Annotated in this window: 20 protein-coding genes, 1 tRNA gene, 1 other RNA gene and 3 pseudogenes; 11 read left to right on the plus strand and 14 right to left on the minus strand. The window is 70.3% G+C overall.

Annotated features, from left to right (window positions below; translation table 11 throughout):
- Window positions 1-31: 31 nt before the first annotated feature.
- The 5 genes from C9992_RS17160 to ffs all read right to left on the minus strand — a co-directional run bounded on the left by C9992_RS17160 (window position 32) and on the right by ffs (window position 6,967).
- Complete coding sequence (locus tag C9992_RS17160) at window positions 32-2,566, minus strand: glycoside hydrolase family 65 protein (protein WP_106816854.1); 2,535 nt, start codon at window positions 2,564-2,566, stop codon at window positions 32-34.
- Window positions 2,563-3,291: an HAD family hydrolase gene (locus C9992_RS17165; RefSeq protein WP_106816855.1), complete on the minus strand. Its 729-nt coding sequence runs from the start codon at window positions 3,289-3,291 to the stop codon at window positions 2,563-2,565. Before C9992_RS17165 ends, C9992_RS17160 begins: the two co-directional genes overlap by 4 nt.
- Before the next feature lie 98 nt (window positions 3,292-3,389).
- Complete coding sequence (locus C9992_RS17170; protein WP_106816856.1) at window positions 3,390-4,616, minus strand: acetate kinase; 1,227 nt, start codon at window positions 4,614-4,616, stop codon at window positions 3,390-3,392.
- 4 nt (window positions 4,617-4,620) lie between these two features.
- Window positions 4,621-6,783, minus strand: a complete 2,163-nt coding sequence (gene pta, locus C9992_RS17175; protein WP_106816857.1) for a phosphate acetyltransferase — start codon at window positions 6,781-6,783, stop codon at window positions 4,621-4,623.
- 87 nt (window positions 6,784-6,870) lie between these two features.
- Window positions 6,871-6,967, minus strand: an RNA gene (ffs, locus tag C9992_RS17180) — signal recognition particle sRNA small type.
- Between the two features lie 182 nt (window positions 6,968-7,149).
- On the opposite strand from ffs, the gene C9992_RS17185 reads away from it, so the two are divergent.
- The 6 genes from C9992_RS17185 to C9992_RS17210 all read left to right on the plus strand — a co-directional run bounded on the left by C9992_RS17185 (window position 7,150) and on the right by C9992_RS17210 (window position 13,916).
- The gene (locus C9992_RS17185; RefSeq protein ID WP_407662260.1) at window positions 7,150-8,184 is read left to right on the plus strand and encodes an AAA family ATPase; all 1,035 of its coding nucleotides are present in this window, start codon (window positions 7,150-7,152) and stop codon (window positions 8,182-8,184) included.
- Window positions 8,185-8,191: 7 nt separating this feature from the next.
- Entirely contained in the window at window positions 8,192-9,469 is a 1,278-nt protein-coding gene (locus tag C9992_RS17190; protein ID WP_106816858.1) for a DUF58 domain-containing protein, read from the plus strand.
- A complete protein-coding gene (locus C9992_RS17195; RefSeq protein ID WP_106816859.1) occupies window positions 9,456-11,732 on the plus strand; it encodes a transglutaminase TgpA family protein in 2,277 nt (758 codons plus the stop codon). The genes C9992_RS17190 and C9992_RS17195 overlap by 14 nt, the downstream gene beginning before the upstream one ends.
- Before the next feature lie 41 nt (window positions 11,733-11,773).
- Window positions 11,774-11,861: transfer RNA gene (locus C9992_RS17200), tRNA-Ser, on the plus strand.
- A 497-nt stretch (window positions 11,862-12,358) separates the two neighbouring features.
- A complete protein-coding gene (locus tag C9992_RS17205) occupies window positions 12,359-12,562 on the plus strand; it encodes a cold-shock protein (RefSeq protein WP_106816888.1) in 204 nt (67 codons plus the stop codon).
- A 244-nt stretch (window positions 12,563-12,806) separates the two neighbouring features.
- Window positions 12,807-13,916 carry a fatty acid desaturase family protein gene (locus C9992_RS17210; protein WP_235008312.1) on the plus strand — a complete coding sequence of 370 codons (1,110 nt, stop codon included), beginning with the start codon at window positions 12,807-12,809 and terminating at the stop codon, window positions 13,914-13,916.
- Here the strand turns inward: C9992_RS17210 and C9992_RS17215 are convergent.
- The 5 genes and pseudogenes from C9992_RS17215 to C9992_RS17235 all read right to left on the minus strand — a co-directional run bounded on the left by C9992_RS17215 (window position 13,893) and on the right by C9992_RS17235 (window position 19,857).
- Window positions 13,893-15,704: a thiamine pyrophosphate-requiring protein gene (locus C9992_RS17215; protein WP_106816861.1), complete on the minus strand. Its 1,812-nt coding sequence runs from the start codon at window positions 15,702-15,704 to the stop codon at window positions 13,893-13,895. The two genes, C9992_RS17210 and C9992_RS17215, sit on opposite strands and share 24 nt — an antisense overlap.
- The gene (gene ctaD / locus C9992_RS17220; protein ID WP_106816862.1) at window positions 15,704-17,464 is read right to left on the minus strand and encodes an aa3-type cytochrome oxidase subunit I; all 1,761 of its coding nucleotides are present in this window, start codon (window positions 17,462-17,464) and stop codon (window positions 15,704-15,706) included. Before ctaD ends, C9992_RS17215 begins: the two co-directional genes overlap by 1 nt.
- Before the next feature lie 123 nt (window positions 17,465-17,587).
- The gene (locus C9992_RS17225; RefSeq protein WP_106816889.1) at window positions 17,588-17,998 is read right to left on the minus strand and encodes an arsenate reductase ArsC; all 411 of its coding nucleotides are present in this window, start codon (window positions 17,996-17,998) and stop codon (window positions 17,588-17,590) included.
- A gap of 63 nt (window positions 17,999-18,061) precedes the next feature.
- Window positions 18,062-18,553: pseudogene (locus C9992_RS17230) on the minus strand (N-acetyltransferase family protein); the annotation flags it as partial.
- Window positions 18,550-19,857 carry an FAD-dependent oxidoreductase gene (locus tag C9992_RS17235; RefSeq protein ID WP_106816863.1) on the minus strand — a complete coding sequence of 436 codons (1,308 nt, stop codon included), beginning with the start codon at window positions 19,855-19,857 and terminating at the stop codon, window positions 18,550-18,552. The pseudogene C9992_RS17230 and the gene C9992_RS17235, both read right to left, overlap by 4 nt.
- A gap of 83 nt (window positions 19,858-19,940) precedes the next feature.
- Between C9992_RS17235 and C9992_RS17240 the strand changes: the two genes are divergently transcribed.
- The 3 genes from C9992_RS17240 (at window position 19,941) to C9992_RS17250 (ending at window position 21,441) form a co-directional block, all read left to right on the plus strand.
- On the plus strand, window positions 19,941-20,285 hold the full coding sequence (locus tag C9992_RS17240; RefSeq protein WP_106816864.1) for an ArsR/SmtB family transcription factor: 345 nt from the start codon (window positions 19,941-19,943) through the stop codon (window positions 20,283-20,285).
- A gap of 79 nt (window positions 20,286-20,364) precedes the next feature.
- Window positions 20,365-20,700, plus strand: a complete 336-nt coding sequence (locus C9992_RS17245; protein ID WP_106816865.1) for a DUF6804 family protein — start codon at window positions 20,365-20,367, stop codon at window positions 20,698-20,700.
- Window positions 20,701-20,727: 27 nt separating this feature from the next.
- Window positions 20,728-21,441: an MBL fold metallo-hydrolase gene (locus C9992_RS17250; RefSeq protein WP_106816866.1), complete on the plus strand. Its 714-nt coding sequence runs from the start codon at window positions 20,728-20,730 to the stop codon at window positions 21,439-21,441.
- A 28-nt stretch (window positions 21,442-21,469) separates the two neighbouring features.
- Here the strand turns inward: C9992_RS17250 and C9992_RS17255 are convergent, their stop codons facing one another.
- Complete coding sequence (locus tag C9992_RS17255) at window positions 21,470-22,864, minus strand: FAD-binding oxidoreductase (RefSeq protein WP_106816867.1); 1,395 nt, start codon at window positions 22,862-22,864, stop codon at window positions 21,470-21,472.
- Between the two features lie 159 nt (window positions 22,865-23,023).
- Here C9992_RS17255 and C9992_RS17260 point away from each other — a divergent pair, with 159 nt between their 5' ends.
- Window positions 23,024-24,151: a helix-turn-helix transcriptional regulator gene (locus C9992_RS17260; RefSeq protein WP_106816868.1), complete on the plus strand. Its 1,128-nt coding sequence runs from the start codon at window positions 23,024-23,026 to the stop codon at window positions 24,149-24,151.
- Window positions 24,152-24,159: 8 nt separating this feature from the next.
- On the opposite strand, the gene C9992_RS17265 is transcribed toward C9992_RS17260, so the two are convergent.
- Both C9992_RS17265 and C9992_RS17270 read right to left on the minus strand, forming a co-directional pair.
- Complete coding sequence (locus C9992_RS17265) at window positions 24,160-24,651, minus strand: bifunctional nuclease family protein (RefSeq protein WP_106816869.1); 492 nt, start codon at window positions 24,649-24,651, stop codon at window positions 24,160-24,162.
- Between the two features lie 103 nt (window positions 24,652-24,754).
- On the minus strand, window positions 24,755-25,234 hold the full coding sequence (locus tag C9992_RS17270) for a GNAT family N-acetyltransferase (RefSeq protein ID WP_106816870.1): 480 nt from the start codon (window positions 25,232-25,234) through the stop codon (window positions 24,755-24,757).
- 82 nt (window positions 25,235-25,316) lie between these two features.
- On the opposite strand from C9992_RS17270, the pseudogene C9992_RS18275 reads away from it, so the two are divergent.
- Window positions 25,317-25,913, plus strand: a pseudogene (locus C9992_RS18275) (LLM class flavin-dependent oxidoreductase); the annotation flags it as partial.
- A gap of 118 nt (window positions 25,914-26,031) precedes the next feature.
- Here the strand turns inward: C9992_RS18275 and C9992_RS18520 are convergent.
- A pseudogene (locus C9992_RS18520) lies at window positions 26,032-26,217 on the minus strand (alcohol dehydrogenase catalytic domain-containing protein); the annotation flags it as partial.
- Between the last annotated feature and the right edge of the window lie 12 nt (window positions 26,218-26,229).

Consider the following 26,229-nt stretch of genomic DNA (forward strand, 5'->3'; position numbering starts at 1 on the left):
GCGCTCACGACCGTGGGCACCCGCGCCACGATCACACGTCCGCGCCGTGTTCGACATCCGCTCCCACGATGATCGGAATCGTCGAGGTCACCGTCGGGACGGAGGCCGACAGCAGCGAACCGTCCTCGCGGCGGGCGTCGCCGAGGGCGCGGAGAGTCGGCCGGCCGGAGATCACCGGACCCTGCCCGTCGAGCGGCACGGTGACCTCTTCGTCCGGCCCGACGACGTAGCCGACGCCGCGGACGCTGAATCCGACGGGGTCGCCCTGGCCGGCGCGCACGCGCAGCTGGTCGCGCGTGAGGGTGATGTGAAGAGGGGTGCCGTGCCATTGCAGCGCGAACTCGAGCGAGGGCCAGTCGGCGGGCAGCCGCGGGTCGAAGGAGAGTTCGCCGAAGTGATCGCGCATGCCGCCGAAGCCGGAGACGAGCGCAGTCCACACGCCGCCGGCGGAGGCGACGTGCACGCCGTCGGCGGCGTTGTGGTGCAGGTCGCCGAGGTCGACGAAGATGGACTGCCGGAAGTACTCCAGCGCGAGGTCCTGGTAGCCGACCTCGGCGGCCAGGATCGACTGCACCACGGCCGACAGTGTCGAGTCGCCCGTGGTCAGCGGGTCGTAGTACTCGAAGTCGGCGAGCTTGTCTTCGGCGGAGAAGTGGTTGCCCTGCAGGAACAGTGCGAGCACGACGTCGGCCTGCTTGAGCACCTGGTACCGGTAGATCACCAGCGGGTGGAAGTGCAGCAGCAGCGGCCGCTGGTCCGGCGGGGTGTTCTCGAGGTCCCAGATCTCCCGCTCCAGGAACACGTGGTCCTGGGGGTGGATGCCCAGGGCCGGGCTGAACGGGATGTGCATGGCCTCTGCGGCCCGTTCCCACGCGTCCGGCTCGCCGGGATCCAGCGAGAGCCGGTCGACCATCTGCCGGTACACCTCGCCGTCCGCCTCGGCCATGTCACGCACGGTGCGGGCGGCGAACCGCAGGTTGAACCTCGCCATGACGTTGGTGAAGAGGTTGTCGTTGACGACCGTGGTGTACTCGTCGGGCCCGGTGACGCCGTGGATGTGGAAGGTCTCGCCCTCGCCGTCCACGACGCCGTCGCTGGAGCGCCAGAACCCGAGAGTGGCCCACAGCCGCGCCGTCTCCACCGCGATGTCCACGCCCTCACGGAACAGGAACTCCTCGTCACCGGTGGCGCGCACGTACTTGGCGAGCGCATAGCTGACGTCGGCGTTGATGTGGTACTGCGCGGTACCGGCGGCGTAGTACGCGGATGCCTCTTCCCCGTTGATCGTGCGCCAGGGGAAGAGCGCTCCCGCCTCGTTCAGCTGGTAGGCGCGGCGACGAGCCGCGGGGAGCATGAGGTACCGCATGCGCAGCGCGTTGCGCGCCCACAGCGGCGTCGTGTACGCCAGGAACGGCAGCACGTAGATCTCGGTGTCCCAGAAGTAGTGACCCGAGTACCCCGACCCCGTCATCCCCTTCGCCGGCACGCCCAGGCTGTCCGCGCGCGCCGAGGCCTGCGCCAGCTGGAACAGGCACCAGCGCGTCGCCTGCTGCAGATCGTCGTGCCCGCCGATGCGCACGTCCGAGCGCTCCCAGAACCCGTCCAGCCACGCCCGCTGCCGGGCGCGGATGGTGTCGACTCCCACAGCGAGCGCGCGGTCCAGCGTGCGGCGACCACGGTCGACGAGCTCCCGCGCCGGCACGCCGCGGGAGGTGTGGTACGTCACCAGCTTGGTGACCCGGATCGGCACCCCGGCCTTTGCCTGCACCCGGAACACGTTCTTGGCGATGTCCGGCTCGATCAGCGTGCGGGCGCTGTACGGGTTCTCGGTCTCCACCAGGTGGTCGGCCACGACCGCGAGCGTCATGCCGGAATCCGTCACCCGGTACGACAGAGCGGAGCGGAGCTTGGCCTGCCAGTACTCCTGCGGCTGCAGCACCCGCTCCTGGAACCGTTCGCTCTTGCGCGGATCGAACGCGGCCCTGGCCGCCGCGCGGGTGGCCGCCGGCGGCGTGCCGCCGTAGACGTCCTCACCGTCCTGCCGGTTGATGATCTGACACGACACCGTCACCGGCGCGTCGGCGTTGAGCACCGTCACCTCGACGCTCATCACCGCGAGGTGCTTCTCCTCGAACGACACCATCCGGTCCACATCGATGCGCACCTCCTTGCCCGAAGGAGTCACCCACAGCAGATGCCGGCGCAGGATCCCGTCGCGCATGTCGAGCACCCGCTCGTACTCCCGCAGATCCGCGATGTCCAACGACAACGGCTCGTCGTCCACATACACCCGCATGACCTTCGCGTCGGGGGCGTTGATGATGGTCTGCCCGACCTCCGCGAACCCGTACGCCTGCTCGGCGTGACGGATCGGGAACGTCTCGTGGAACCCGTTGATGAACGTGCCGTGCTCGTGCGCGAACCGCCCCTCGGAGTGGTTGCCGCGCAGCCCGAGATAGCCGTTGCCCACGGCGAACAACGTCTCGGTGACGCCGGCATCGTCCAGCCCGACCGACTTCTCGACGAGACGCCAGGGGTCGACGGGGAACCGATCGCGATCGATCATCGTGCGAACTCCTCCAGATCCTTCACCACGACATGTGCGCCCGCGTCCGAGAGGGCCTGCGCGCCGGCACCTCGGTCGACGCCGACCACGAGACCGAACCCGCCGGCGGCGGCGGACTCGACACCGCTCAGCGCGTCCTCGACGGCGGCGCTGCGGACGGGATCCACCCCCAGCATCCGTGCCGCCTCGACGAAGACGTCGGGTGCGGGCTTGGAGGCGAGGTGGTCGCGCTCGGCGATGACGCCGTCCATCACGACGGCGAACCGGTCGCGGATGCCGGCCGCGGCGAGCACCTCCTGCGCGTTCTTCGAGCTGGACACCACGGCGACCGGCGTGCCGGCGGCGGCCAGCACGTCCAGCAGCCGCAGCGACCCCGGGTAGGCGGCGATGCCCTCGGCGCGCAGCACGCGCTCGAACACGATGTTCTTGCGGTTGCCGATGCCGCACACCGTGTCGGCGGTCGGCGGGTCGGTGGGATCCCCCCACGGGACCTCGACGTCGCGCGAGCGCAGGAGGCTCGCCACACCGTCGTAGCGCTTCTTTCCGTCGAGGTGGTCGAAGTAGTCGCGCTCGGTGTACGGCGGGGTGATCTCCCAGGCGGCGAACAGCTCCTCGAACATCGACTGCCAGGCGTGCATGTGCACCTCGGCCGTGGGCGTCAGCACGCCGTCGAGGTCGAAGAGCACGGCGTCGTAGGCGGTCAGATCGGGCAGGGCGTGGGCCACAAGACCTCCGGGTGGGAGCGGGTTCGGGTGAGTCGGCCCTCCTTCGCGCCGCCCAGCAAGCGTAATGCGGCCGGGCGGTGCGAGGACAGCCCGAATGGTCACGAACGGGCGACGCTCAGCGTCTGCCGCGCGATCTCCAGCTCCTCGTCGGTGGGGACGACGAGCACGGTCACGGCCGAGGCATCCGTCGAGATGATCCGGATGCCCCGTTCCGGCGCGGCGTTGCGCTCGGGATCGACCTCGACACCGGCGAAGCCGAGCGTCGCCAGTGCCGCCGCGCGCACGAGCGGGGCGTTCTCGCCGACGCCCGCCGTGAACGAGATCACGTCCGCGCCCCCGAGCTGGGCGAGATAGGCGCCCGCGTACGACCGGAGCCGGTGCACGTACACGTCGAAGGCGAGGCGGGCGCGCACGTCGCCGCGCTCGATGCCGGCCCTGATGTCGCGCAGGTCGTTGGAGCCGGCGAGCCCGAGCAGTCCGCTGCGCTTGTTGAGCAGCTCGTCCAGGTCGTCGATCGTCATCCCCGCGCGCCGGGCGAGCTGGAACAGGACGGCGGGGTCGATGTCTCCCGACCGGGTTCCCATGACGAGCCCTTCGAGGGGCGTGAAGCCCATCGAGGTGTCCACCGACCGGCCGCCGTCGATCGCGGTGACGGAGGCGCCGTTGCCCAGGTGGAACACGATCTGCTTCAGCTCGGCCAGCGGTCGCCCGAGGAACGCGGCGGCCGCCTCGCTGACGAACTTGTGCGACGTGCCGTGGAACCCGTAGCGACGGATGCGGTGGGATGCCGCGACATCGACGTCGATGGCATAGGTGTAGGCCGGCGGCTCCAGCGTCTGATGGAAGGCCGTGTCGAACACGGCCACGTGAGGCACCGCCGGAAAGGCCGTGCGCGCGGCGACGATGCCCGCCAGATTGGCGGGATTGTGAAGCGGTGCGAGCACCGACAGCTCGTCGATGTTGATCTCGACGAGCGGGGTGATCAGCGTCGGTTCGAAGAAGCGCGCACCACCGTGCACCACCCGGTGCCCGACCGCCACCGGCGGCGTCTCGGTCAGCGAGGGGCCGTCGGCGGCGAAGGCATCGAGCATCACCTGGAAGCCGGCGGTGTGGTCGGGGATGGGCAGCTCGCGTGTGCGCGTCGCATCGAGGAACGCGGGCGACGGCCCGTCGGTCGGCGTGGCGTACACCGTGTGGCGGGCGGCGCCGACCGGCTCCCCGATGCGCTCGACGAGCCCGGACGCCAGCGTGCGCTCGGTGTCCATGTCGAGCAGCTGGTACTTGAACGACGACGAGCCGCTGTTGATGACCAGGACGGGTGTCATCGCGTCACTCCCCCTGCGCCTGGATCGCGGTGATGGCGATGGTGTTCACGATGTCGTCGACGAGCGCACCGCGCGACAGGTCGTTGATCGGCTTGTTGAGCCCCTGCAGGACCGGTCCGATCGCCACGGCACCCGCCGAACGCTGTACCGCCTTGTACGTGTTGTTCCCGGTGTTGAGGTCGGGGAACACGAAGACGGTCGCGCGGCCGGCCACCGCGGAACCGGGCATCTTGGCCGCTGCCACGGCCGCGTCCGCTGCCGCGTCGTACTGGATCGGCCCCTCCACGAGCAGCTCAGGCGCGCGGGAGCGCACCAGGGCCGTGGCATCCCGCACCTTCTCCACGTCGGCCCCCGACCCGGACTCCCCCGTCGAGTAGGACAGCATGGCGACGCGCGGGTCGATGCCGAACTGTGCGGCCGTCGCCGCGGACGAGATGGCGATGTCGGCGAGCTGCTCGCTGGTGGGGTCGGGGATGACGGCGCAGTCGCCGTAGACGAGCACGCGGTCGGCGAGCGCCATGAGGAAGACGCTCGAGACAACGGAGACCCCCGGCTTCGTCTTGATGATCTCGAAGGCGGGACGGATGGTGTGGGCCGTGGTGTGCGCCGCGCCCGAGACCATGCCGTCGGCGAGCCCGAGGTGCACCATCAGGGTGCCGAAGTACGACACGTCGGTGACGGTGTCGGCGGCCTGAGCGAGAGTGACGCCTTTATGAGCGCGCAGCCGCGCGTACTCCTCGGCGAACTTGTGCACGTGGACGGCGTCGAAGGGCGAGAGCACCTCGGCGGCCTGGATGTCGATGCCGAGCTCGATCGCGCGGGCCTTGACCTCGAACGGCTCGCCGAGGATCACGAGATCGGCGATACCTCGCTTGAGCACCGTCGCCGCGGCCCGCAGCACGCGGTCGTCGTCGCCCTCGGGCAGCACGATCTTCTTGCGCTGCGCGCGGGCACGCTCGATGAGCTGGAACTCGAACATCAGCGGGGTGACCACCGTCGCCCGTGCCACGCCGAACGCGGACAGCAGCTCGTCGGTGTCGACGCTCTGCTCGAACAGCGCCAGCGCCGTGTCGTAGCGCCGCTGCGAGTCGGCCGCCAGCCGGCCACGCGTGCCCATGATGCGCACCGCGGTCTCGTACGTGCCGTGGCCCGTGGTGATGATCGGCACGCTCGAGCCGAGCCCTTCCAGGAGGCGCGTGACCGGCTCGGGGATCTCGAACCCGCCGTTGAGCACGATGCCCGCGATCGAGGGGAACGTGCCGGAGGCGTTGGCGAGCAGCGTCGCCAGCAGCACCTCGGAGCGGTCGGCGGGGATGACCACCACCGCGCCCTCGAGCAGGCGCGGCAGCACATTGACCATCGACATGCCGGCCACCACGACGGCGAGCGCTTCGCGGGTCAGGCGGTCGGGGTCGCCGCCGATGAGCTCGCCGTCGACCGATCGCATGATCCCGCGCATCGACGGCGCGACGAGGTAGCGGTCCTCGGGGATCGCCCACACCGGGACGGTCGTCGGCCCACTGGCGGCGGTGGCGCCCGCGCCCGTCGTACCGAGGTGCGCGTCGACCGAGCGGCGCACGGCGCCGATCGTCTCGTCGAGGCGGACGGGGTCGGCGCGGTTGGCGACGACGGCGAACAGGTTGGCGCGGCCGTGATCGAGTTCCGCCAGCGCGAGATCTGCGATCTGCCCCATCTCGGCCGGCGTGCGTGCCAGCGACGAGCCCAGCTGCTCGGGCTGGGTCTGGTACTGCGCGGAGCGGCCGCCCAGCACCAGCAGCACCGGGGCGCCGAGATTCGCCGCGATGCGGGCGTTGTAGGCCAGCTCCGCGGGACTGCCGACGTCGGTGTAATCGCTGCCGACGATGACGACGGCATCGCACTGGGCCTCGACGGCCTTGTAGCGTTCGACGATCGTCGCCAGTGCGGCATCCGGGTCCTGTCGGACATCGTCGTAGGTGACGCCGATGCAGTCGTCGTACGGCAGGTCGACACCGTCGTGGTCGAGCAGCATCTCGAGCACATAGTCGCGCTCGACGGTGGACCGGGCGATCGCGCGGAAGACCCCCACACGCGGCGTCGCGTGGCTCAGGGCATCCAGCACGCCCAACGCGACCGTGGACTTGCCGGAGTGCCCTTCTGCCGACGTGATGTAGATGCTCTGCGCCACGCGTCCAGCCTATGGGCGGGCACGAGGCCTCGGCCAGGCGACGTCATGCTGCTGCCGTAGGCCCGCACGCGGCCGCTTGGCCGGGAAAAGTAAGACTCTCCGCGAACCCGGCAGAGCCCGGTTACCCTTGCTACGTTTCCGTCCTGGGGGAGTTGGCCTGGATGCCGCCTCGCGGAGAGCTGCCTCCAGTCTAACCCGTCGCGGCCCCGGGTCTCGCCCACCCGTATGGCGGCCGACGCGCGGGGCGCGGCATCCAGCGATCTCCCAGTGCCCTACCCCTCGCGCCGTGGTTAGGATCGAGCCGAGGGCGAGGACGCCCCTGCGCAACCCCCGACCCGCCTTTGGGAGGCGGAACAGGAGGCCTCCATGGTCGATACCGCGACGGATTCCCCGGCGATGGAATCGGGCGCCGCGCCCGACGTGCGGGGGTCGCTGACGGCCGAACGGTTCGCGCGCATCACCGATGAGATCCTCGATGCCGTCGGCAGCGTCATCGACGGCAAGCCCGACGCGGTGCGCAGCGCCCTGGTGTGCCTGCTGGCCGAGGGGCATCTGCTCATCGAGGACGTCCCCGGCGTCGGCAAGACCATGCTGGCGCGGGCGCTGGCGACCTCGGTCGACGCCACGGTGCGCCGCATCCAGTTCACCCCTGACCTGCTTCCGGGCGACGTGACGGGGGTGAGCGTGTTCAACCCCGTCGAGCGGGAGTTCGAATTCAAGCAGGGCGCGATCTTCGCGAACATCGTCATCGCCGACGAGATCAACCGCTCCTCCCCCAAGACGCAGTCCGCTCTGCTGGAGGCGATGGAGGAACGGCAGGTCACGGTCGATGGCCGCACGCACTACGTTCCCGATCCGTTCCTCGTGGTCGCGACGCAGAACCCTCTGGAGATGGAGGGCACGTACGCCCTCCCCGAGGCGCAGCGCGACCGCTTCATGATGCGCATCTCGATGGGTTATCCCGATGCCCGGTCCGAGGCGCTCATGCTCCGCCAGCGCGAGAGCGTGAACCCGCTCGACCAGCTCTCACCGGTGGTGAGCGCGGACGAGGTGGCCGGGCTCATCGCCTGGGCCCGGGCGGTGCACGTGGCCCCCGCGATCGAGGACTACGCCGTCGCGCTGGCTCAGGCCACCCGCACCCACAGCGACCTTCGCCTCGGCGCGAGCCCCCGCGCGACGCTGCAGCTGGTGCGCGCGGCGAAGGTGTGGGCAGCCCTCGACGGACGCGCGTTCGTCATCCCCGACGACATCACCGCGCTCATCGCACCGGTGTTCGCCCACCGTCTGATCCCCACCCGCGCCGCCGGGGGTGCGCGGACCGGCAACGCGGCGGAGGCGATCGCGACCATCCTGGAGCGGATCGCGGCGAGCGTGCGAGTGCCGATCGCCTCGCGTCAGTGAGGGCGACATGAGACGTGTGTGGCCGCTGACCGTCCGGGGCACGGGCGCGCTCATCCTCGGGATCGCGTGCTTCGTGGTGGCCGGCGAGGCCGGGCTCGTCGAGCTGATGTACTTCGGCATCCTGCTGCTGGCCGTGGTCGCCGCGAGCATCGCCTCCCTGTACTTCGGCCGGCACACCGATGCCGTGGGCCGTTCCCTCGTCCCCGACGTGCCGGTGGTCGGCCGCGAGGCGCGCGTCTCGGTGCGTGTCGGCGTGCGCTCTGCACTGCCGACGGCTCCCGGCAGATGGCGCGACACGCTGCCGAAGGGTCTGCTGGGCAAGGCGGAGGGCGCGTTCCCGGCGCTCGGATCGGGCCTTCGCGGAGGCGAGCGCGGCGGCCTGCGCAGCATCGACATCTCGTACACCGTCACCGCGGCACGGCGCGGCGTGCACTCGCTCGGCCCCCTCACGGTGCGTTCGTCCGACCCGTTCGGTCTCGCGCGACGCACGGTGGTGTTCGGGCAGCGCACGCCCGTCACCGTGGCACCGGCCGTCGTGGAGCTCGCGCCGATCATCGACTACGCCGGCGCCAGCGGCGGCATGCTGCACACCACGAACGACCAGCTCGGCCAGGGCGCCGACAACCTCGTCGCCCGCCCGTACGCCCCGGGCGATTCGATGCGCCGCATCCACTGGCGTGCCACCGCCCACCGCGACGAGCTGATGGTCCGCCAGGAGGAGCAGGAGTCCACACCCGAGGCGGCCGTCGTGCTCGACCGGGCCGCGCTGCGGTGGTCCATCGACGCCTTGCATGCGCCCGGTGTCGATCCCGGATTCGAAGCGGGTGTGACGGCCTGCGTGTCGGCGGTCGCGCGCCTGGTGCGCGACGGCTACGCCGTGGAGGTCATCGACACGGAGGGAACCGCGCTGTACGGCTCCGGCGAGCTCATCGAGCGGATCGACGGCGGGGACCTCGCCGAGGTCGAGCGGATGCTGGTGCAGTTCGCCACCGTCACCGCCCGGCGCGACGACGCGCTGCCCCGGCTGTCGCGGCTGTTCGCCGGCATCTCGACCGGGCCGATCGTGCTCGTGGTGGGGCGTCTGGACCCGGCCGATGCCGCAGCGCTCGGTCCCGTCGCGCACCACAGCACCCTGCCCGTGCTGCTGGCGGCCGCGCCGGTGGGCGACGCACTCGAGATCGCCGCCGATCACGGGTGGCATGTCGCCGCGATCGACCCCGACCGGGACCTGGGATCCGCGTGGGCCGGAGCCATCGGCCGGGGGGTGCACCATGTCGTCGGCTGACGCGGCCCGACGGCCGCGCGTCCGAGGCGGGGAGCGGCTGCTGACGTTCGCGATCCTGGCAGCGCTGCTGGCGGCCCTGCTGCCGGTGGTCCGCGTGATCGATCCCGGATGGTGGCTGGTGGCCGCGCTCGCGGTGGCGGCCCTGGTGCTCGGAGCCGGCTACGCGGCCCGGCGCTACCGCCTCCCCGCCGTCGCGGTGACGCTCATCGAGGCCGGCGTCTGGGTCGCCTTCATGACACTGGTGTTCCTCCGCGAGACGGCCCTGCTGTGGGTGATCCCGACGCTGGACACGATCAGGACCGTGCCGTTGCTGATCGAGACGGCCATGGAGGAGATCACGGTCGGCGCGGCACCGCTGGAGCCGTCGCTGTCGCTCGCGTTCGTCGTGGTCGGCGCGATGGGACTGCTGACCATCGTCGTGGACCACGTCGTCGTGACTGCTCGGATGCCGCTGCTCGGGTCGGTCGGGATCGTCGCGGTGTCGCTCATCCCGGCCATCGCCGCGCCCAGCGACGTCGATGTCATCGGCTTCGTCTTCCTCGCCGTCACGATCCTCTTCCTCATCCGGTCCGAGACGCGTTCCCGTGAGAAGCCGGTCGAACGCGAGGCGGAGCGCACCGCCGGGGTGCCCGCGACGGCCCTCGGCATCGGGGCGATCGCCATCGTGATCGCCGTCGTCGCCACACCGGTCCTCCCCCACCCCCTGGCGCGCGCCGGATCCGGCGTCGGCCCGGGCCCGGGCATCGACGCGACCCTGCAGCTGGGCGACGACCTGCGGCGCCCCCAGGAGATCGAGGTGATCAAGGTCCGCACCGACGCCCCCTCGGTGCCCTATCTGCGTGCGACGACGCTGACGCGATTCGAGGGCGGCACGTGGTCGCCCGACCGCTCGCAGACGGTGTCGCTGGAGAGCGATCGCGCTTTCGGCGACGTCGACACGGATGAGGACATCCGTGTCGGCGAGTACACCGCGCGGGTTCAGATCGTGAACCTGGACTCCCCGTGGGCGCCGGTGCCGTATCCGGCGGTGAGCATCACGGGCCTTGTCGGCGCCTGGGGCGCGGTCCCGTACAACCACACGGTGGCCAGCACGAACACCACCACGCAGGGGCAGTCGTACGAGGTCGCCTTCGCCGTGCCGCGCCCCTCGCTGGAGCAAGTTCGGGCGGCGACGGCGGTCGGCTCCCAGGTGCGCGATGAGACGACGGAGCTGCCCGACGACATGCCGCCGATCATCGCGGAGCTCGCCGCGCAGGTGACGGCGGACGCCACCACGGATTACGACCGCCTCACTGCATTGCAGCGCTGGTTCCGCGGCACGGAGTTCCGCTACTCGCTCGAGGCGCCCGTCGAGGACGGCTTCGACGGCAGCGGCGCCGAGGCCGTCGCGCAGTTCCTCGAGGTGCGGGCAGGGTACTGCGTGCACTTCGCATCGGCCTTCGCCCTCATGGCCCGCACCTTGCACATGCCGTCCCGCATCGTCGTGGGCTATCTCCCCGGCACCCCCACCACCGAGAGCATCGACGGTCAGCCCGTGTTCTCGGTGTCGAGCTCGCAGCTGCATGCCTGGCCCGAGGTGTTCTTCGACGGCATCGGCTGGCTGCCGTTCGAGCCCACGTCCGGTCTGGGCGTTCCCACCACCTACTCGTCCGACAACCCGCTGCTCGGTCAGCCGACCGACGCGAACTCGGCCGATCCCCGACCGGTGGCCACACCGACGCCCACCGGGGACACCGCGCAGATCGCCCCCGAGAACACGCAAGAGGGGTCCGCTTCGAGCTCCACCGCCGAGGCGCTCGATCCCTTGCCGGTGCTCGGTGTCGTCATGGGCGTGCTGGTGCTGCTCGCGCTGCCGTTCCTCATCCGCGAGCTCCGGCGTCGTCAGCAGGACGCGGCGGCGCGCGGCGGTGACGCCGCGGCGGCATGGCAGTCCGTGCAGGAGACGGCGATCGATGTCGGCATCGCGGTGCCCGCGAGCGAGACGCCGCGCGCGTTCGCCGCGCGGCTCGTGGCCGAACACGGTGCTCCGGCATCCGAGATGGGAACGGTGCTGCTCGCGATCGAGCGGGCGAGCTACTCGCGGGCCGGCACGCGTTCGACGTGGATGGGGGATGCCGCAGCCGACGCGGCCGCGGCGGTGCGGGCGTCGTTGCTGGCGGCGGTGCCCTCGTCGCGACGCGTGCTCGCGCACATCGCCCCGCGCTCGCTCATCATCCGACCCGGGAGCGTCTACGCCGGAACGGCGTCGGTTCGGGCGCGGTAGCGGGGCAGGGTAGGATGGTCGCTGGCCCTCCGGGGCCTCCCGGAGGATTCGCCTAGTGGCCTATGGCGCACGCTTGGAAAGCGTGTTGGGTGCAAGCCCTCGGGGGTTCGAATCCCCCATCCTCCGCCACCGTTCCGACGAATCACCCGCGTGGTAGGGTGGTGAGGGCTCCGATCCGGAGCCGATGCGTCTTCTTTCTCTGCCTCGACGTGGAGCACAGAGTCCTGACGCCCGTTGATTCCGTATGAAGCGGTATCTGAAACCGCTCACCATTGCGCTCGACCCCACCGCGTCGCCGCAAGCTTGGACCCCTCTCGATGCTCTCCCTCTCCCCTGCCGACGCGCTCGACTGGCGTCAGGCCGACGATGGCGTGTTCGTCGCGACCTCCGCCGGCGAGTACGCAGGATTCATCGATCTGACCGCTGGCGGCGCTCACGCCCACAGCGCACGCGGCACAGACCTCGGCCTGCACGCCGACGTCGCCGCCGCTCGCGCCGCCGTTGCGGCATCCGCCTCCCCCACCCCGGCTTTCGCGCGCTCCGCGCGGCATCACCGTCCACTCCGCATTCGACGGCGTGGCACCCACGGTCGCCCCGGCGGCCCGAAGAACAGAAGGAAAGACACGATGGCCACTGGCACCGTGAAATGGTTCAACTCCGAGAAGGGCTACGGGTTCATCGCGCCCGACGACGGCTCGGCTGATCTCTTCGCGCACTTCAGCGCGATCGCAGGCTCCGGCTTCAAGGAGCTCCGCGAAGACCAGAAGGTCGAGTTCGACGCTGAGCGCGGACCCAAGGGCATGCAGGCCGCGAACATCCGCCCGCTCTGACGCTGATCCCGGATCCCGTTGACCGCAGCGTCAGGATCCGAGACACGAGCACCCGTCCCGGTTGGGACGGGTGCTTTCGTTTGCACCCGGCGCCGAGCCGAGTCGGTGGCGGCCGACCTGGCGAGTGCCTGGGAGTACCGGCATATGCGGGACGCGCCATGTGGTGACGCGTACGCTCGGAACAGCGATAGGCAACCGCCTTTGGCTTCCATGGCCATAGCGGTCCCATCGAAACACCGGTGACATCATCTCCTCCACCGTCCTCGAGTCCCGACTCGGCCCTATTCGTCAGACGTACGCGGGCACGGGCGAGTTCCCGCCCATCGCCCGTGCCTACACCGAGGTCTCGCAGATCGCACGGGAGAGCGGGCTGCTGCGCCGCACGCCCTGGTTCTATGCGATGGTGGGCGCCATCGTCACCGTCGGCTTCGGCGGAGCGGTGGCGGGGTTCGTGCTGCTGGGCGACAGCTGGTTCCAGCTGCTCATCGCCGCTGCACTGGGCATTCTGTTCACGCAGGTGGCGTTCCTCTCCCATGAGGCGGCGCATCGCCAGATCCTGGCATCGGGGCCGGCGAACGACCGCCTTGCCCGACTGCTCGGCAACGGGGTGGTCGGCATGAGCTACTCCTGGTGGGCGACCAAGCACACACGCCACCACGCGAACCCCAACCGCGTCGGGCGCGATCCCGACATCGAGGTCGACACGATCTCATTCCTGGATGCCGATGCCGCCGAAGCGCGCGGCGTCCGGCGCTGGATCACCCGGCGACAGGGCTGGCTGTTCTTCCCGCTGCTGACGCTCGAAGGCCTCAACCTCCATTTCCTCGCCTTCCGCCACCTGGCCGGACGTGAACCGGTGAAGGGGCGAGCGGTGGAACTCGCTCTGCTCGCCGCCCGCTTCGCGGTGATCTGGGTGCCCGTGTTCGCGTTCCTTCCGCTGGGAATGGCGTTCGCGTTCCTCGGTGTGCAGCTGGCCGTCTTCGGCATCTACATGGGCGCGTCGTTCGCACCCAACCACAAGGGCATGCCGGTGATCGCGCACGACGCCAAGCTGGATTTCTTCAGCAAGCAGGTGCGCACGTCTCGCAACGTCGGTGGTGGCTGGTGGGCCACCTGGCTGATGGGCGGCCTGAACTACCAGATCGAGCACCATCTGTTCCCCAACATGCCCCGATCGCACCTGGCACGCGCCCGTGAACTCGTGATGGAGCAGTGCCGCAGGCTGGGTGTTCCTTACACCGAGACGAGCCTGTGGCGTTCGTACGGCATCGTCATCGCCTATCTGAACCGGGTAGGCCTCGCCGCCCGCGACCCGTTCGACTGCCCGGTGTCACGGACCTACCGCATCCGCTGATCGCTCGATCTCGACGTACTCGTCCAGCAGACGCAGAGCGCGCGCGGCGAGCGACCCGCCCTCCTGGGCTTCCTGCTGAAGGACCCGGCGAATGGCGTCGGTCTTCTGGTGCCCGGATGCGAGCGGCGGAAGCAGCGGGATCGCCGGGTCCGTCCGGAACTGCAGGACGTAGGGCCGGTCGGCGCGGAAGGCACGCCGCCAGGCAGCGGCGATCTGGTCAGGCCTTTCGACGATCTCCCCGCCCAGTCCCAGCATCCGGGCGTACTCGGCGTACGGGAACGGGGGAAGGTCCTGAGTGGCGGCGTTGCGTGGAGCCTCTTCCATCTCACGCTGCTCCCAGCTCACCTCCGACAGCTCCCCGTTGTCGAACACGGCGACGACGAATCGAGGGTCCGCCCAGTCACGCCACCGATCGCTCACGGTGATCAGTTCGCTGACACCGGTCATCTGCATCCCACCGTCTCCGGCGAGCACCAGGACGGGGCGCGCGCTCTCAGCGCATTTCGCGGCCACCCCGTACGGAACACCGCAGCCCATGCTGGCCAGTGTCGCCGACAGATGTGCGGCCGATCCCGCGGGCAGGATCAGCTGCCTGGCATACCAGTACACGACGCTGCCGACATCCACCGCGATGGCCGGATCGTCCGGGAGCGCGTCGGCGAGCGCCGCAACGACCGCCTCGGGATTGACCGGTTCGGCCTCGACCGCCGCACGGGCGCGCCGCACATCGTGCCAGGCCTCCACGTGCGCCATCACGCGCGATCGCCAGTCGTCGCGGCGGGATCCCGCGAGCCGGGGCAGGATCTCCTGCAGGGCGACTCCCGCGTCCGAGGCGAGGGCGACCTCGACGGGGTAGCGATCGCCGATGCGCCGGGGATCGATGTCGATCTGGACCGCGCGGGCCTGGCCCGGCGGCGGGTAGTACTCGGTCCACGGGTCGTTCGATCCCACGATGAGCAGGGCGTCGCACTCCGCGAGCACCGCGGCGCTCGCCGTCGTGCCGAGGTGCCCCATGGTTCCGGCGACGAGCGGATGCCGCTCATCGACGTGCGGCTTGCCCAGGAGGCTCGTCGTGACGGCGGCACCCAGCCTCACGGCGAGATCCCGCACCGCCTCCCACGCACCCTCCGCTCCCCGCCCGACGAGGATGGCGGGCCGCTCGGAGGAATCCAGCAACGCGGCGGCCGCGGTGATGTCCTCGTCGCGCGCACGGACGTCGGCGCGGGTGAAGCTCGCGGCGGTGGCCACCACGCCGTGCTCGTGAGGGTGCTGCGGCGCCGGCTCCTGCTGCACGTCGTGCGGCAGGATCACCACCGCCGGCCCGGCGCCGCCCCTCGCGTTGCGGAAGGCCTCGTCGATCACGAGCGGGAACTGCTCCGCGGTTGCCGCCTCCGCCACGTACAGCGCGACATCCGAGAACAGCACGCGCAGGTCCACCTCTTGCATGTATCCCGAGCCCAGCACGCTGCGATGCTGCTGACCGACGAGCGCCACGACGGGCACGTGATCCAGGCGGGCGTCGTAGAGACCGTTGAGCAGATGGATCGCCCCCGGGCCCTGCGTCGAGAGCACGACCCCGGTACCGCCCGTGAACTTCGCCTGGCCGACGGCCATGAAGGCGGCGTTCTCCTCGTGTCGCGCCTGCACGAACGCGGGCGCGTCCGCGGAGCGGCGGAGCGCATCGATGAGCGGGTTGATGCCGTCACCGCTGTAGCCGTAGATCCGGTCGACTCCCCAGTCGATCAGCCGCGCGACGACGACATCGGCGACGGTGGCGTGACCCCCCATCATCGCGTCGTGTCGTCGGTCGTGTCGGCGGTCGGCGCGTCGGGGGCGTCCTTGGCCGGGCCCACGCCCACCGGGATGCCCGCCTCGGGGTGGTTCAGGTCGAACGCGGGCCGCTCGCTGCGGATCCTGGGGATCGACGTGAAGTTGTGCCGGGGAGCCGGGCATGCGGTTGCCCATTCGAGCGACGCGGCGTAGCCCCACGGGTCGTTCACGGTCACCTTGGGCGCCTTGCGGGCGGTGATCCACACGTTGAACAGGAACGGGATCATGGATGCCCCGAGCAGCATCGCGCCGATCGTGGACACCTGGTTCTCCCAGGTGAACTGGTCCTGGCTGGCGTAGTCGGCATACCGGCGCGGCATCCCCTCCACCCCCAGCCAGTGCTGGATGAGGAAGGTCAGATGGAAGCCGATGAAGAGCATCCAGAAATGGAGGTAGCCGAGGCGCTCGTTGAGCATCTTGCCGGTCCACTTCGGCCACCAGAAGTAGAACCCGGCGAACATCGCGAACACCACCGTGCCGAACACCACGTAGTGGAAGTGCGCGACGACGAAGTAGGTGTCGGAGATGTGGAAGTCCAGCGGCGGGGAGGCGAGGATCACGCCCGTGAGGCCGCCGAAGACGAAGGACACGAGGAACCCGAGGGCCCACAGCATCGGCGTCTCGAAGGTGACAGAGCCTCGCCACATGGTGCCGATCCAGTTGAAGATCTTCACGCCGGTCGGCACCGCGATCAGCATCGTCATGAGCGCGAAGAACGGCAGCAGCACCGCTCCGGTCACGTACATGTGGTGCGCCCACACCGCCACCGACAGGGCGGCGATCGCGATCGTTGCGTACACGAGGGTCTTGTACCCGAAGATCGGCTTGCGGCTGAAGACGGGGATCACCTCCGAGATGATGCCGAAGAACGGCAAGGCGATGATGTAGACCTCGGGGTGCCCGAAGAACCAGAACAGGTGCTGCCACAGCAGCACGCCGCCGTTGGCGGGATCGTAGACATGGGCCTCGAGGATCCGGTCCGCGCCCGCTGCGAGAAGTGCTGCGGCCAGCACGGGGAACGCCATCAGGACGAGGATGCTGGTGACCAGCGTGTTCCACGTGAAGATCGGCATCCGCCACATCGTCATGCCGGGGGCGCGCATCGTGATGATCGTCGTGACGAAGTTCACGGCACCCAGGATCGTCCCGAAGCCGCTCATGGCAAGGCCCAGCATCCAGAGGTTGCCGCCCACGCCCGGCGAGAAGGTGTCGTCGGCGAGGGGCTGGTAGGCCGTCCAGCCGAAGCCGGCGGCGCCCTCAGGGGTGAGGAAGCCCGAGACGGCGATGACGGACCCGAACAGGAACAGCCAGAACGACAGGGCGTTCAGGCGTGGGAAGGCGACGTCCGGAGCGCCGATCTGCAGAGGCATGACGGCGTTCGCGAAGCCGGCGAACAGCGGCGTCGCGAACATCAGCAGCATGATCGTGCCGTGCATCGTGAACAGCTGGTTGTACTGCTCGCGCGTCGGCACGATCTGCATGCCCGGTTCGAAGAGCTCCGCACGGATGAGAAGCGCCATCACTCCGCCGAGGAGGAAGAACATCACCGACGCGATGAGGTACAGGTAGCCGATCGTCTTGTGATCCGTCGAGGTGATCCAGCGGACGACGATGTTGCCTTTGTGCTCGACCCGCGTCGCGTGCAGCAGCGCCGCCTGACGCGGCGGAAGCGTCGTCGGACGTCCGGAGGGAGGGCTGGTCGGCGTCTGGGTTGTCATCTCGCGCACTCCTCGCAGCCGGCACTCGATCGATGCGGCTGCCCGACGGTAAGAAGCGCGCAGCCGTGTCGAGAATGGGATTGACCGCACCCTGCAGGAGGGGTAAAAGCCCCCGAAGACCGGTCAGCCGGCAGCGGGAAGCAACTCCGCGACGAGTGCCTCGACGCGACCGCGGATCTCGTCGCGGATGGGGCGGACCTCGACGAGCGGCCGGCCGGCCGGGTCGTCGAGGTCCCAGTCCTCATAGCGTTTGCCCGGGAAGATGGGGCAGGCGTCACCGCAGCCCATGGTGATCACGACGTCCGACTCCTTGACGGCGTCCACCGTGAGCACCTTCGGGGTCTGCCCGGCGATGTCGATCCCCACCTCCGCCATGGCTCGCACGGTCACAGGGTTGATCGCGTCCTTCGGCTCGGATCCCGCCGACATCACGTCGATCCGATCCCCCGCGATCGCGCTCAGGAAGCCGGCCGCCATCTGCGAACGCCCCGCGTTGTGCACGCACACGAAGAGCACCGTGGGCTTGTCCGTCATGCCTCCTCCAACCCGGGCCGGCGAAGCGGTGCCGACGTGCTCGTCCTCGACCCCGTTGCGCGCACTTCGCCGTTCGATCAGGACGGTGTCACGCCACTGCCCCGCGCGCGGACCCACCGCCGACCGGGCGATCCTCTCACGGCGACCGATCACGCGAAAACCTGCGGCTTCATGGAGCCTCAGGCTCGCCGTGTTCTCGGGAAAGATGCTCGACTGGATGGTCCAGACGCCCGCCTGCTCAGCCGCGCTGATGAAGGCCTCCAGCAGCAAGCGCCCGACTCCGCTGCCGCGGGCCGCGCGGTCGACGTATACGGAGTGCTCCACCACTCCCCGATATGCGGCGCGGGCGGAAACGGCGGATGCCGCCACCCAGCCGATCACGGTGTCTTCATCGTCGACCGCGACCAGGCGCGAGTGCGTGAGCTTGGCTCTATCGAAGGCCTCCCAAGACGGCACGGCCGCCTCGAAGGTCGCTTCCCCGTCTTCGATGCCCTGCCCGTAGATGCCGCGCACGGTCGACCAGTCCGCCTTCGTCAAGGCGCGGACGCGGATCATGAGCAGCACCCCGTCCTGTCGCCCGTCGAGCACACACCGGTCGCCGGCAGCACCAGTTCCACGCTCGACGCGGCTGCCAGGTCGCCGGCGAGCCAGGAGGTGACCGAGCGGACCTGTTCGTACCCGGTCGCCAGCAGGAAGGTGGGAGCGCGGCCGTACGACTTCATGCCGACGACGAAGAACCCGTTCTCAGGATGCATGAGCTCGCGGAATCCGTGCGGCGCCACGGTTCCACACGAGTGCACATTCGGGTCGATCAGCGGCGCCAGCCGTCGAGGGGCTTCGACGACGTCGTCGAGGTCGAGCCGGATCTCACGGAGGATCGAGAGATCGGGGCGGAAACCCGTGGCGTTCACCACCACGTCGGTGGAGTGCGTCGCGACCTCGCCACGACGGAGACCGAGCAGTTCCACCCGATCCTGTTCCCGTCGTGCTCGGATGATCTCGAAGCCATCGACCACCCGGATGCGACCGTCGGCGATCGCCCGGTCGACACGACGACCCAGGGCGGCGCGATCGGCGAGGTCGTCGTCGGCCGACGATGTCACCCGCGCCGCGTGGCGGTTGCGGATGAGCCACGTGACCTCCGTGCCCGGTTCGGCGGCCGAGAGGTCGGCGAGCGCCAGCAGCGTATTGGCGGCGGAATGCCCCGCACCGACGACCGTGGTGCGCCGACCCGCGAACCTTGCGCGCTCCGCGCCGAGGACGTCAGGAAGGGCAGGGGCCACGGCATCCGCGATGTCGTCGAATCCGAGCAGGCCGAGGCCATCGGAGGACAGGGAGTTCGGCGTGCGGTACGTCCCGGAAGCGTCGATCACCGCCCTGGCCGCGACCTCTCCGACCACGTCCCCCGTCCGTGTCCGGAGGATGAAGGGCGTCTCCGCCCGCGCCCGCGTCCGCGTGCGGTCCATCCCCCGACGTGCCACCCCGATGACCTCGATTCCGGTGCGGATGCGCGAGGCGATCGCATCCAGCCGCGACAGCGGCTCGAGATAGTGCTCGACCAGCTCAGCTCCGCTCGGGGCCCGGTCGGGATCGGGCGACTGCCATCCCGTCGCCTCGAGCATCCGTCGCGACACCGGATCGACCAGATGCCGCCACGGCGAGAACAGCCGTGTGTGTCCCCACATGCGGACGCTGGCACCGACGGAGTCGCCGGCTTCGAGCACGATGAAGTCGATGCCGCGCTCGACGAGATTGGCCGCGGCGGCGAGCCCGATCGGGCCGGCGCCGATGATGGCGACGGGCGGACCGGTGAGCCGGTCACCGGTTGCGGCTCGCGGCGTGAGGTCGAGCAGGGTCATGACGTCCTCCGGATATCGATCAGCTTCGATGAAGCATCCTCGTCGTTGTATCGATGAGTGTCAATATCGACTATGGTCGATATATGCAGATGCTCGAGCTCACCGACGTGACGGCGACCTGCTGCACGCCGCTCGTTCGCGACACGCTGTCGATGCAGGACGCCGAACAGCTCGCGCACACCATGAAGGCACTGGCCGACCCCACCCGATTGCGGCTGCTCTCCATCGTGGCCGCGTCAGAAGGCCGCGAAGCGTGCGTGTGCGACCTCATCGAGCCGGTCGGCCTGAGCCAGCCGACGGTCTCACACCACCTCAAGGTCCTCACGGAGGCGGGCTTCCTCACCCGCAGCAAACGGGGCACCTGGGCGTACTACGCGCTCGTCCCGGGGGCACTGGATCGCGTCTCACAGCTCTTCGTCGCGTCGTGAGCGCCGCCTCCGGCACCGGCATGGTGGAACCGCACCCGTGAGAGGATGAGGGTTCGCCCCGCGACACCGGAAGCCGAGAATGAGCCGCGCCGACCGCACGACCCCGCAGTACCAGCGCAATGCCCTGGCGCCGGGCCTCTTGGCCGCGATCGCCCTGTTCCTGGCACCCCTCCTCATCGGCGGGGAGTGGTTCCTCCTGATCAGGTTCGTCGTGGCCATCCTGGCCCTCATCGTCGCCTGGTTCGCCGTGCAGGCACGTCAGTGGTGGTGGCTCCCGGTGTTCGCGGCGATCGCGGTGCTGTGGAATCCCATCCTGCCCTTCGACTTCACCGGGCCGGCATGGACGGCGGCGCAGCCGGTGGCAGCCATCGTCTTCCTGGTCGCCGGAGCGACGATCAAGAGCCCGCGGACCTGAACCGCGGCCGTCTTCGAAGGACTCGCCATGAGACTCGCCCCCCACCTGCACCGCATCGGCAACGACATCGTCGCCGCCTATCTCGTGGTGACCGACGACGGGGTCACCGTGATCGACGCGGGACTCCCCGGCCACTGGAAGGATCTCGTGCGGGAACTCGCCGATCTCGGACTCTCACCGGCAGATGTGAAGGGCGTCGTCCTCACTCACGGAGACAGCGACCACATCGGCTTCGCCGAGCGGCTGCGGCGCGAGTACGGGGTGCCCGTGTACGTCCACGAGGCCGACGCCCACCGTGCGCGCACCGGCGAGAAGCCGAAGGTCGCGACGGGTCCGATGAAGCTGCGGCCGACGCTCGGCTTCTTCGCCTACGCCGTGCGCAAGCGCGCCATCCCGACGACCTACGTGGCGGAGGTCGTCGAGGTGCGCGACGGCGACGTGCTGGAGCTTCCGGGCTCACCGGCCGTCGTCGCCATGCCAGGCCACTCCCCTGGCAGCATCGCGGTGCATGTTCCTGTCGCGGACGCGGTCTTCGTGGGCGACGCGCTCACCACACGGCACGTGCTCACCGGGCGGACGGGACTCCAGCCGGCACCCTTCACCGACGACCCGGCGGAAGCGTCTGCATCGCTGGAGCGGCTCACCGGCCTTCGGGTCGGCTGGGTGCTCCCCGGTCACGGTGCCCCGTGGCGGGGCTCGGTCGCGGCGGTCGCCGCGGAGGTCCGGCGCGCCGGCGCCTGACACGATGACGGCCAGGCGCCGGTCGCGGTCACACCGGGCGAGCCGCCGCGAACAGGTCCGCGGGGTCGAACTGGAGCTTCAGTTGACGCAGGCGAGCCCACGCCTGGCCGAACGCACCCGTCAGGTCGACATCCGGCGCGTCGACGAACGTCAGGGCCACCGCGTCGATCCGCCACGGCTCCATGGCGGCGACGCCGGCGCGCGCCGCGGCCGACGCCACCGGTGCCGCCTCGGGAACCGGCACCATCGCGATCGAGTGAACGACGTACTCGCCCACCAGTGACGACACCGCTCCGCCGTCCGGGCTCGGACGGCTCGCAGCGCCGCCGACGTGCCGGATCTCCTGCACGAACAGGCCCGGCGTCCGCCCGACGGCGACGAAGGCGTCGACGGCCTCCGTGGTGAAGGCCGCGAGCATCACGTGGTCGGTGACGGCGGGAGTCGGCTCGGGCGGGTCCATGTGGACCGCGACCAGCGCCGGGGCCGGGATGCGCGCGAACGTGTCCATCTCCGGCTGCAGCGCACGCAGCGGTTCCAGGAGGGCGGATGCCGCGGCATCCGTCTCTTCGAAGGCCCCGTCCACGACGACGACCGAACGTCCGGACAGGAACGGGGGCAGCTGCGGCAGGGGCGGGAAGTTCATGATCCGCAGGGTCGTGGTGGCCGACTCCGGCGCCGACCGCGTCCACTCCGCCCACGCGTGGGTCACCTCGGCGGCGCGGGACGCGTCCCACAGCAGCATGCCCGCGAAGACGTCGGCGATCGGGAGCAGTTCGATCTCGATCGAGACCACGACGCCGAACGCGCCGGAGCCGCCGCGCAGAGCCCAGAACAGGTCGGGGTTCTCCTCGGCGCTGGCGTGCACGAGGCGCCCGTCGGCCGTGACGACGTGGACCGCGCGCACGCAGTTCACGCCCAGGCCGCGCTTGCGGGCGTAGAACGACAGTCCACCGCTCAGCAGATACCCGACCACGGACACGTCGGCGGCGCTGCCGTGCAGCGCGGTCAGTCCGTGCGGACCGGCAGACTCGAGCACATCGCTCCAGACGGAGCCCCCGAGCACGCGGGCCGTGCGCGCATCCGGGTCGACCTGCACGCCGCGCAGGCCACGGAGCGAGAGGAGCACGGTGCGCGAGAGGTCGGCGCCGGCCATCGCGGCGGCGGCGTGTCCTGTCGACTGGGGCGCGACCCGCAGGCCCGCCAGCGTGGCGGCGCGGACGATGTCGACGACGTCATCCGCCGACTCGGGCAGGGCGACGGCGAACGGGTACTGGTCGACGGCGACGTTCCACGGGGTTCGCGCGGCGTCGAAGCCGGGATCACCCGGGAAGAGCACGCGATCGCCGAGCGCGGCGCGCAACTCGGCCGCGGCGGCGGCAGCCGCGGCATCGGGGACGTCGATGGCGAGATCGTTGAGGGACATGAGGTGCCTTTCCGTTGAAGGGGTCTGACGGATCGTCGGGAACGACTCCGCCATGGTGGGCTGGCGCATCCGCCGAGGACCACCCCACGAACGAGGGGACTTCCGGCCTCCCAGATACCTGGGATGGCGGACACGCCCACCGGGGAGCACACTTGTCGCATGTCCACGGCGATCGCTCTGGGGCGCGCACGCAGCGACCTCGACGTGATGTCGCGCGCCGGGCTTCCGCTGCACGAGTTCCTGAGCGAGGCGGCCGTCACGGTGCAGCGGGTGGTCCCGTTCGTCGGAGGATGCCTCGCCACGCTCGATCCGGCGACCACGATCGTCTCGGGCGTGGGCAAGTTCGAAGCGCTGCGCGGACGCAACGACCAGGACGTCATGTGGGCGCAGATCGAGTACGGCGGCGAGGAGCCCACGGCGATCGCGGCCATGATCGACGCCGGCCGGGTGGCGCTGGGCGTGCACGCGGAGTTCAGCGGCGATATCGCCCGTTCGTCCCGGATGATGGACCTCATCGTCCCGGTGTTCGACTTCCGGGACGAGGCGCGCGTCGTCTTCAGCGACCGCAGCGGTCCGTGGGGAGCGATCTCACTCTTCCGGGGCTCGGATGACGCGCCGTTCGCGGCGTCGGAGCTGACGTTCCTGGAGGAGATCGCACCGGCGTTCACGCGGGGCATCCGTTCCGGCCTGCTCGCGCAGCTCGGGCAGCGCGAGGCCGCCTCGGAGTCCGGACCGGCCGTGATCATCGTGGATGCCGAGGACCGGATCGCACAGGCCACCCCCTTCGCGCACACCCAGCTGTCGCGGCTGGCGATCGTGCCGGACACCGGCGATCCGATGACCTTCGTGCATTCCCTGGTGAGCGGGGCGCGCCGGTTCGGGCGGGGCGAGAGCGACCGGATCCCCCGCATCCGCATTCGCACGAGGGACGGCGTGTGGCTCGTTCTGCATGCCACGCCGCTGGTGGGATCGCCCGATCGCAGCGGCGACGTCGTCGTCACCATCGAAGAGGCTCGCCCGCAGGAGGTCGTGGAGCTGGTCGCTGCCGCGTTCGGGCTCACCACCCGGGAACGCGACGTCACGGGCATGGTGCTGCGGGGCGCGGACACCAAGGAGATCGCCGCGTCGATGCACGTGTCGCCGTACACGGTGCAGGATCATCTGAAGTCGATCTTCGACAAGGCCGGTGTCACGAGCCGTCGTGAGCTGGTGTCACGGGTCTACTTCGATCAGTATGCGCCGCGCATCGGCGGGGACATCGGCCCCAGCGGGTGGTTCGCGAGCTGATCCGCCCGTCAGCCTTCGAAATCCTCGGGCTCGACGTCGTCGAGGAACCGCTTGAACTCGTCCAGACTCTGCGCAGCATCCGTCTCGGTGAGCACGTCGGGCACGCCGGCCTCGGCCATCACTTCGTCCGCCACCCAGATCGCCGCGCCCGCGCGCGAGGCCAGTGCGATGGCGTCGGAGGGGCGCGCGTCGACGACGCGGTCGCCGAGGGGTGTGGACAGCGTGATCTCGGCGAAGAACGTGCCGCCCTCGATCCGGGTCACCTCCACCCGGGTCGGTGCCGCGTCCAGAGCAGCGAGCATGACCCGCATGAGGTCGTGAGCCAGTGGGCGCGGGACGTCGGCGTTCTCGACCGCGACGAGGATCGAGGTCGCCTCCAGCTGTCCGATCCAGATGGGAAGCACCATCCCGTCACCGGGAAGCTGGTCGACCGGCTTGAGCAACAGGACGTGCTGGCCCGAGGCATCGAGCGCGACGCCGGCCACCCTTACTTGGACCATGTCGCTCCCCTCTCGCCCGGCCCCGGTCGAGGCCTCAGCTGCCATCGTAAGCACGGCGCGCGCGGCCCGGACAGGGGTTGCGCGCACCGCAGCGGCGCACGGGTCAGCGCGGGATGATCAGTTCGTACCGGCGGCACGATACGGTGACCGTCCCGCCCTCGATCGGCGCCTCGTAGTCCAGGTGACCGGCGTCGCGCCAGCCCTCGCGCTCGTAGAAGTGCCGCGCGCGGGCATTGCCGGTCACGACCGCCAGCCACGGCTGCGCGTGCCCCTGTGCGAGCAGCCGTCTGGCACCATCGGCGAGGAGCTCACGCGCCACCCCGGTGCCTCGGGCCGAGGCGTCGACGAACAGCTGATCCAGTTCATCGCCGCGAAGCGTCACGAACCCGACGACCTGGCCGTTCAGCTCCCCGACATGGGTGCGATCGATCATCGCCTCGGTTCGGGAACGGAACGAATCGGCCCGGCGATGGGCTACGAGCTCGTCGGGAACATGACCGAGGTGTCCGTCACGCCACGCCGATTCCCAGATCTCCGCGATCCGGGGAGCATCGGCCGGCACCGCTGCTCGAATCGTGATCACGGGCTCAGGCTATCCCGGCCGGACGGGGTCAACCGGACGTATTCACCGGAATGGATGCTGCGGGCGTACCGTTGCAGTCGACATGCAGCGATTCGGAACCCTCTCCTTCGGACACTACGGCCCGCTGGGCGGCGGACGGCAGCTCACCGCCGCCGACTCGATGCTGCAGGCGATCGACCTGGCTCAGGGCATGGATGATCTGGGCGTGAACGGCGTCTACTTCCGCGTGCATCACTTCGCTCGACAGCAGTCGTCACCGATGCCGTTGCTGGCCGCGATCGCCGCGCGCACCGAGCGGATCGAGATGGGCACCGGCGTCATCGACATGCGATATGAGAACCCGCTGTACCTGGCCGAGGAGGCGGCATCCGTCGACCTCATCTCGGGCGGCAGGCTCGCCCTCGGAGTCTCACGCGGCTCACCCGAGACCGTGCTGCGCGGGTATGAGGCCTTCGGATACACCGGCTCGCAGGATCCGCGGGGCGCCGACATCGCGCGCGACCACTTCGAGCTGTTCCTCAGGGCGATCGATGGCGAGGGCCTGGCCGAGCGGGATGCCGCCTCTCCGTTCGGCACGGGAGCGACGGGCCTGCAGCGGATCGAGCCGCACTCCCCCGGCCTGCGCTCCCGCGTGTGGTGGGGCGCCGGCAACCGCGACACGGCGGAGTGGGCGGGTCGCGGGTGGCGGCGCCCCCCCCCCCCCGGGGGGGCCGGCCGGGGGGGCCCGGCCCCCCCCCCCCCCCCCCCCCCCCCCCCCCCCCCCCCCGCCCCCCCCCCCCCCCCCCCCCCCCCCCCCGCCCGCCCCCGGCCGCCCCCCCCCGCCGGCAGCGTCGGCAGGACCCGCAGCCGAGCATCGTGTCCCCGGTCCCCCGCCGGCCGACCCAGGCGTCGTCGACTCCCGCCCCGACGGCGGAGACGGTGCCCATCCATTCGTGGCCGATCCGCATCGGGAACGCGGCGTGCCCGGAATGCAGGTACGCCATCTCGCCCGTGTA

It is taken from the genome of Microbacterium timonense (assembly GCF_900292075.1).
Classification (GTDB): Bacteria; Actinomycetota; Actinomycetes; order Actinomycetales; family Microbacteriaceae; genus Microbacterium; species Microbacterium timonense.

Bases quoted from the DNA above. Each gene is read 5' to 3' on its own strand.
- C9992_RS17160 (WP_106816854.1), bottom strand. From the start codon at position 2,566: ATGATCGATCGCGATCGGTTCCCCGTCGACCCCTGGCGTCTCGTCGAG.
- C9992_RS17170 (WP_106816856.1), bottom strand. From the start codon at position 4,616: ATGACACCCGTCCTGGTCATCAACAGCGGCTCGTCGTCGTTCAAGTAC.
- C9992_RS17185 (WP_407662260.1), top strand. From the start codon at position 7,150: ATGGTCGATACCGCGACGGATTCCCCGGCGATGGAATCGGGCGCCGCG.
- C9992_RS17190 (WP_106816858.1), top strand. From the start codon at position 8,192: ATGAGACGTGTGTGGCCGCTGACCGTCCGGGGCACGGGCGCGCTCATC.
- C9992_RS17195 (WP_106816859.1), top strand. From the start codon at position 9,456: ATGTCGTCGGCTGACGCGGCCCGACGGCCGCGCGTCCGAGGCGGGGAG.
- C9992_RS17205 (WP_106816888.1), top strand. From the start codon at position 12,359: ATGGCCACTGGCACCGTGAAATGGTTCAACTCCGAGAAGGGCTACGGG.
- C9992_RS17215 (WP_106816861.1), bottom strand. From the start codon at position 15,704: ATGGGGGGTCACGCCACCGTCGCCGATGTCGTCGTCGCGCGGCTGATC.
- ctaD (WP_106816862.1), bottom strand. From the start codon at position 17,464: ATGACAACCCAGACGCCGACCAGCCCTCCCTCCGGACGTCCGACGACG.
- C9992_RS17225 (WP_106816889.1), bottom strand. From the start codon at position 17,998: ATGACGGACAAGCCCACGGTGCTCTTCGTGTGCGTGCACAACGCGGGG.
- C9992_RS17235 (WP_106816863.1), bottom strand. From the start codon at position 19,857: ATGACCCTGCTCGACCTCACGCCGCGAGCCGCAACCGGTGACCGGCTC.
- C9992_RS17240 (WP_106816864.1), top strand. From the start codon at position 19,941: ATGCAGATGCTCGAGCTCACCGACGTGACGGCGACCTGCTGCACGCCG.
- C9992_RS17245 (WP_106816865.1), top strand. From the start codon at position 20,365: ATGAGCCGCGCCGACCGCACGACCCCGCAGTACCAGCGCAATGCCCTG.
- C9992_RS17250 (WP_106816866.1), top strand. From the start codon at position 20,728: ATGAGACTCGCCCCCCACCTGCACCGCATCGGCAACGACATCGTCGCC.
- C9992_RS17255 (WP_106816867.1), bottom strand. From the start codon at position 22,864: ATGTCCCTCAACGATCTCGCCATCGACGTCCCCGATGCCGCGGCTGCC.
- C9992_RS17260 (WP_106816868.1), top strand. From the start codon at position 23,024: ATGTCCACGGCGATCGCTCTGGGGCGCGCACGCAGCGACCTCGACGTG.
- C9992_RS17265 (WP_106816869.1), bottom strand. From the start codon at position 24,651: ATGGTCCAAGTAAGGGTGGCCGGCGTCGCGCTCGATGCCTCGGGCCAG.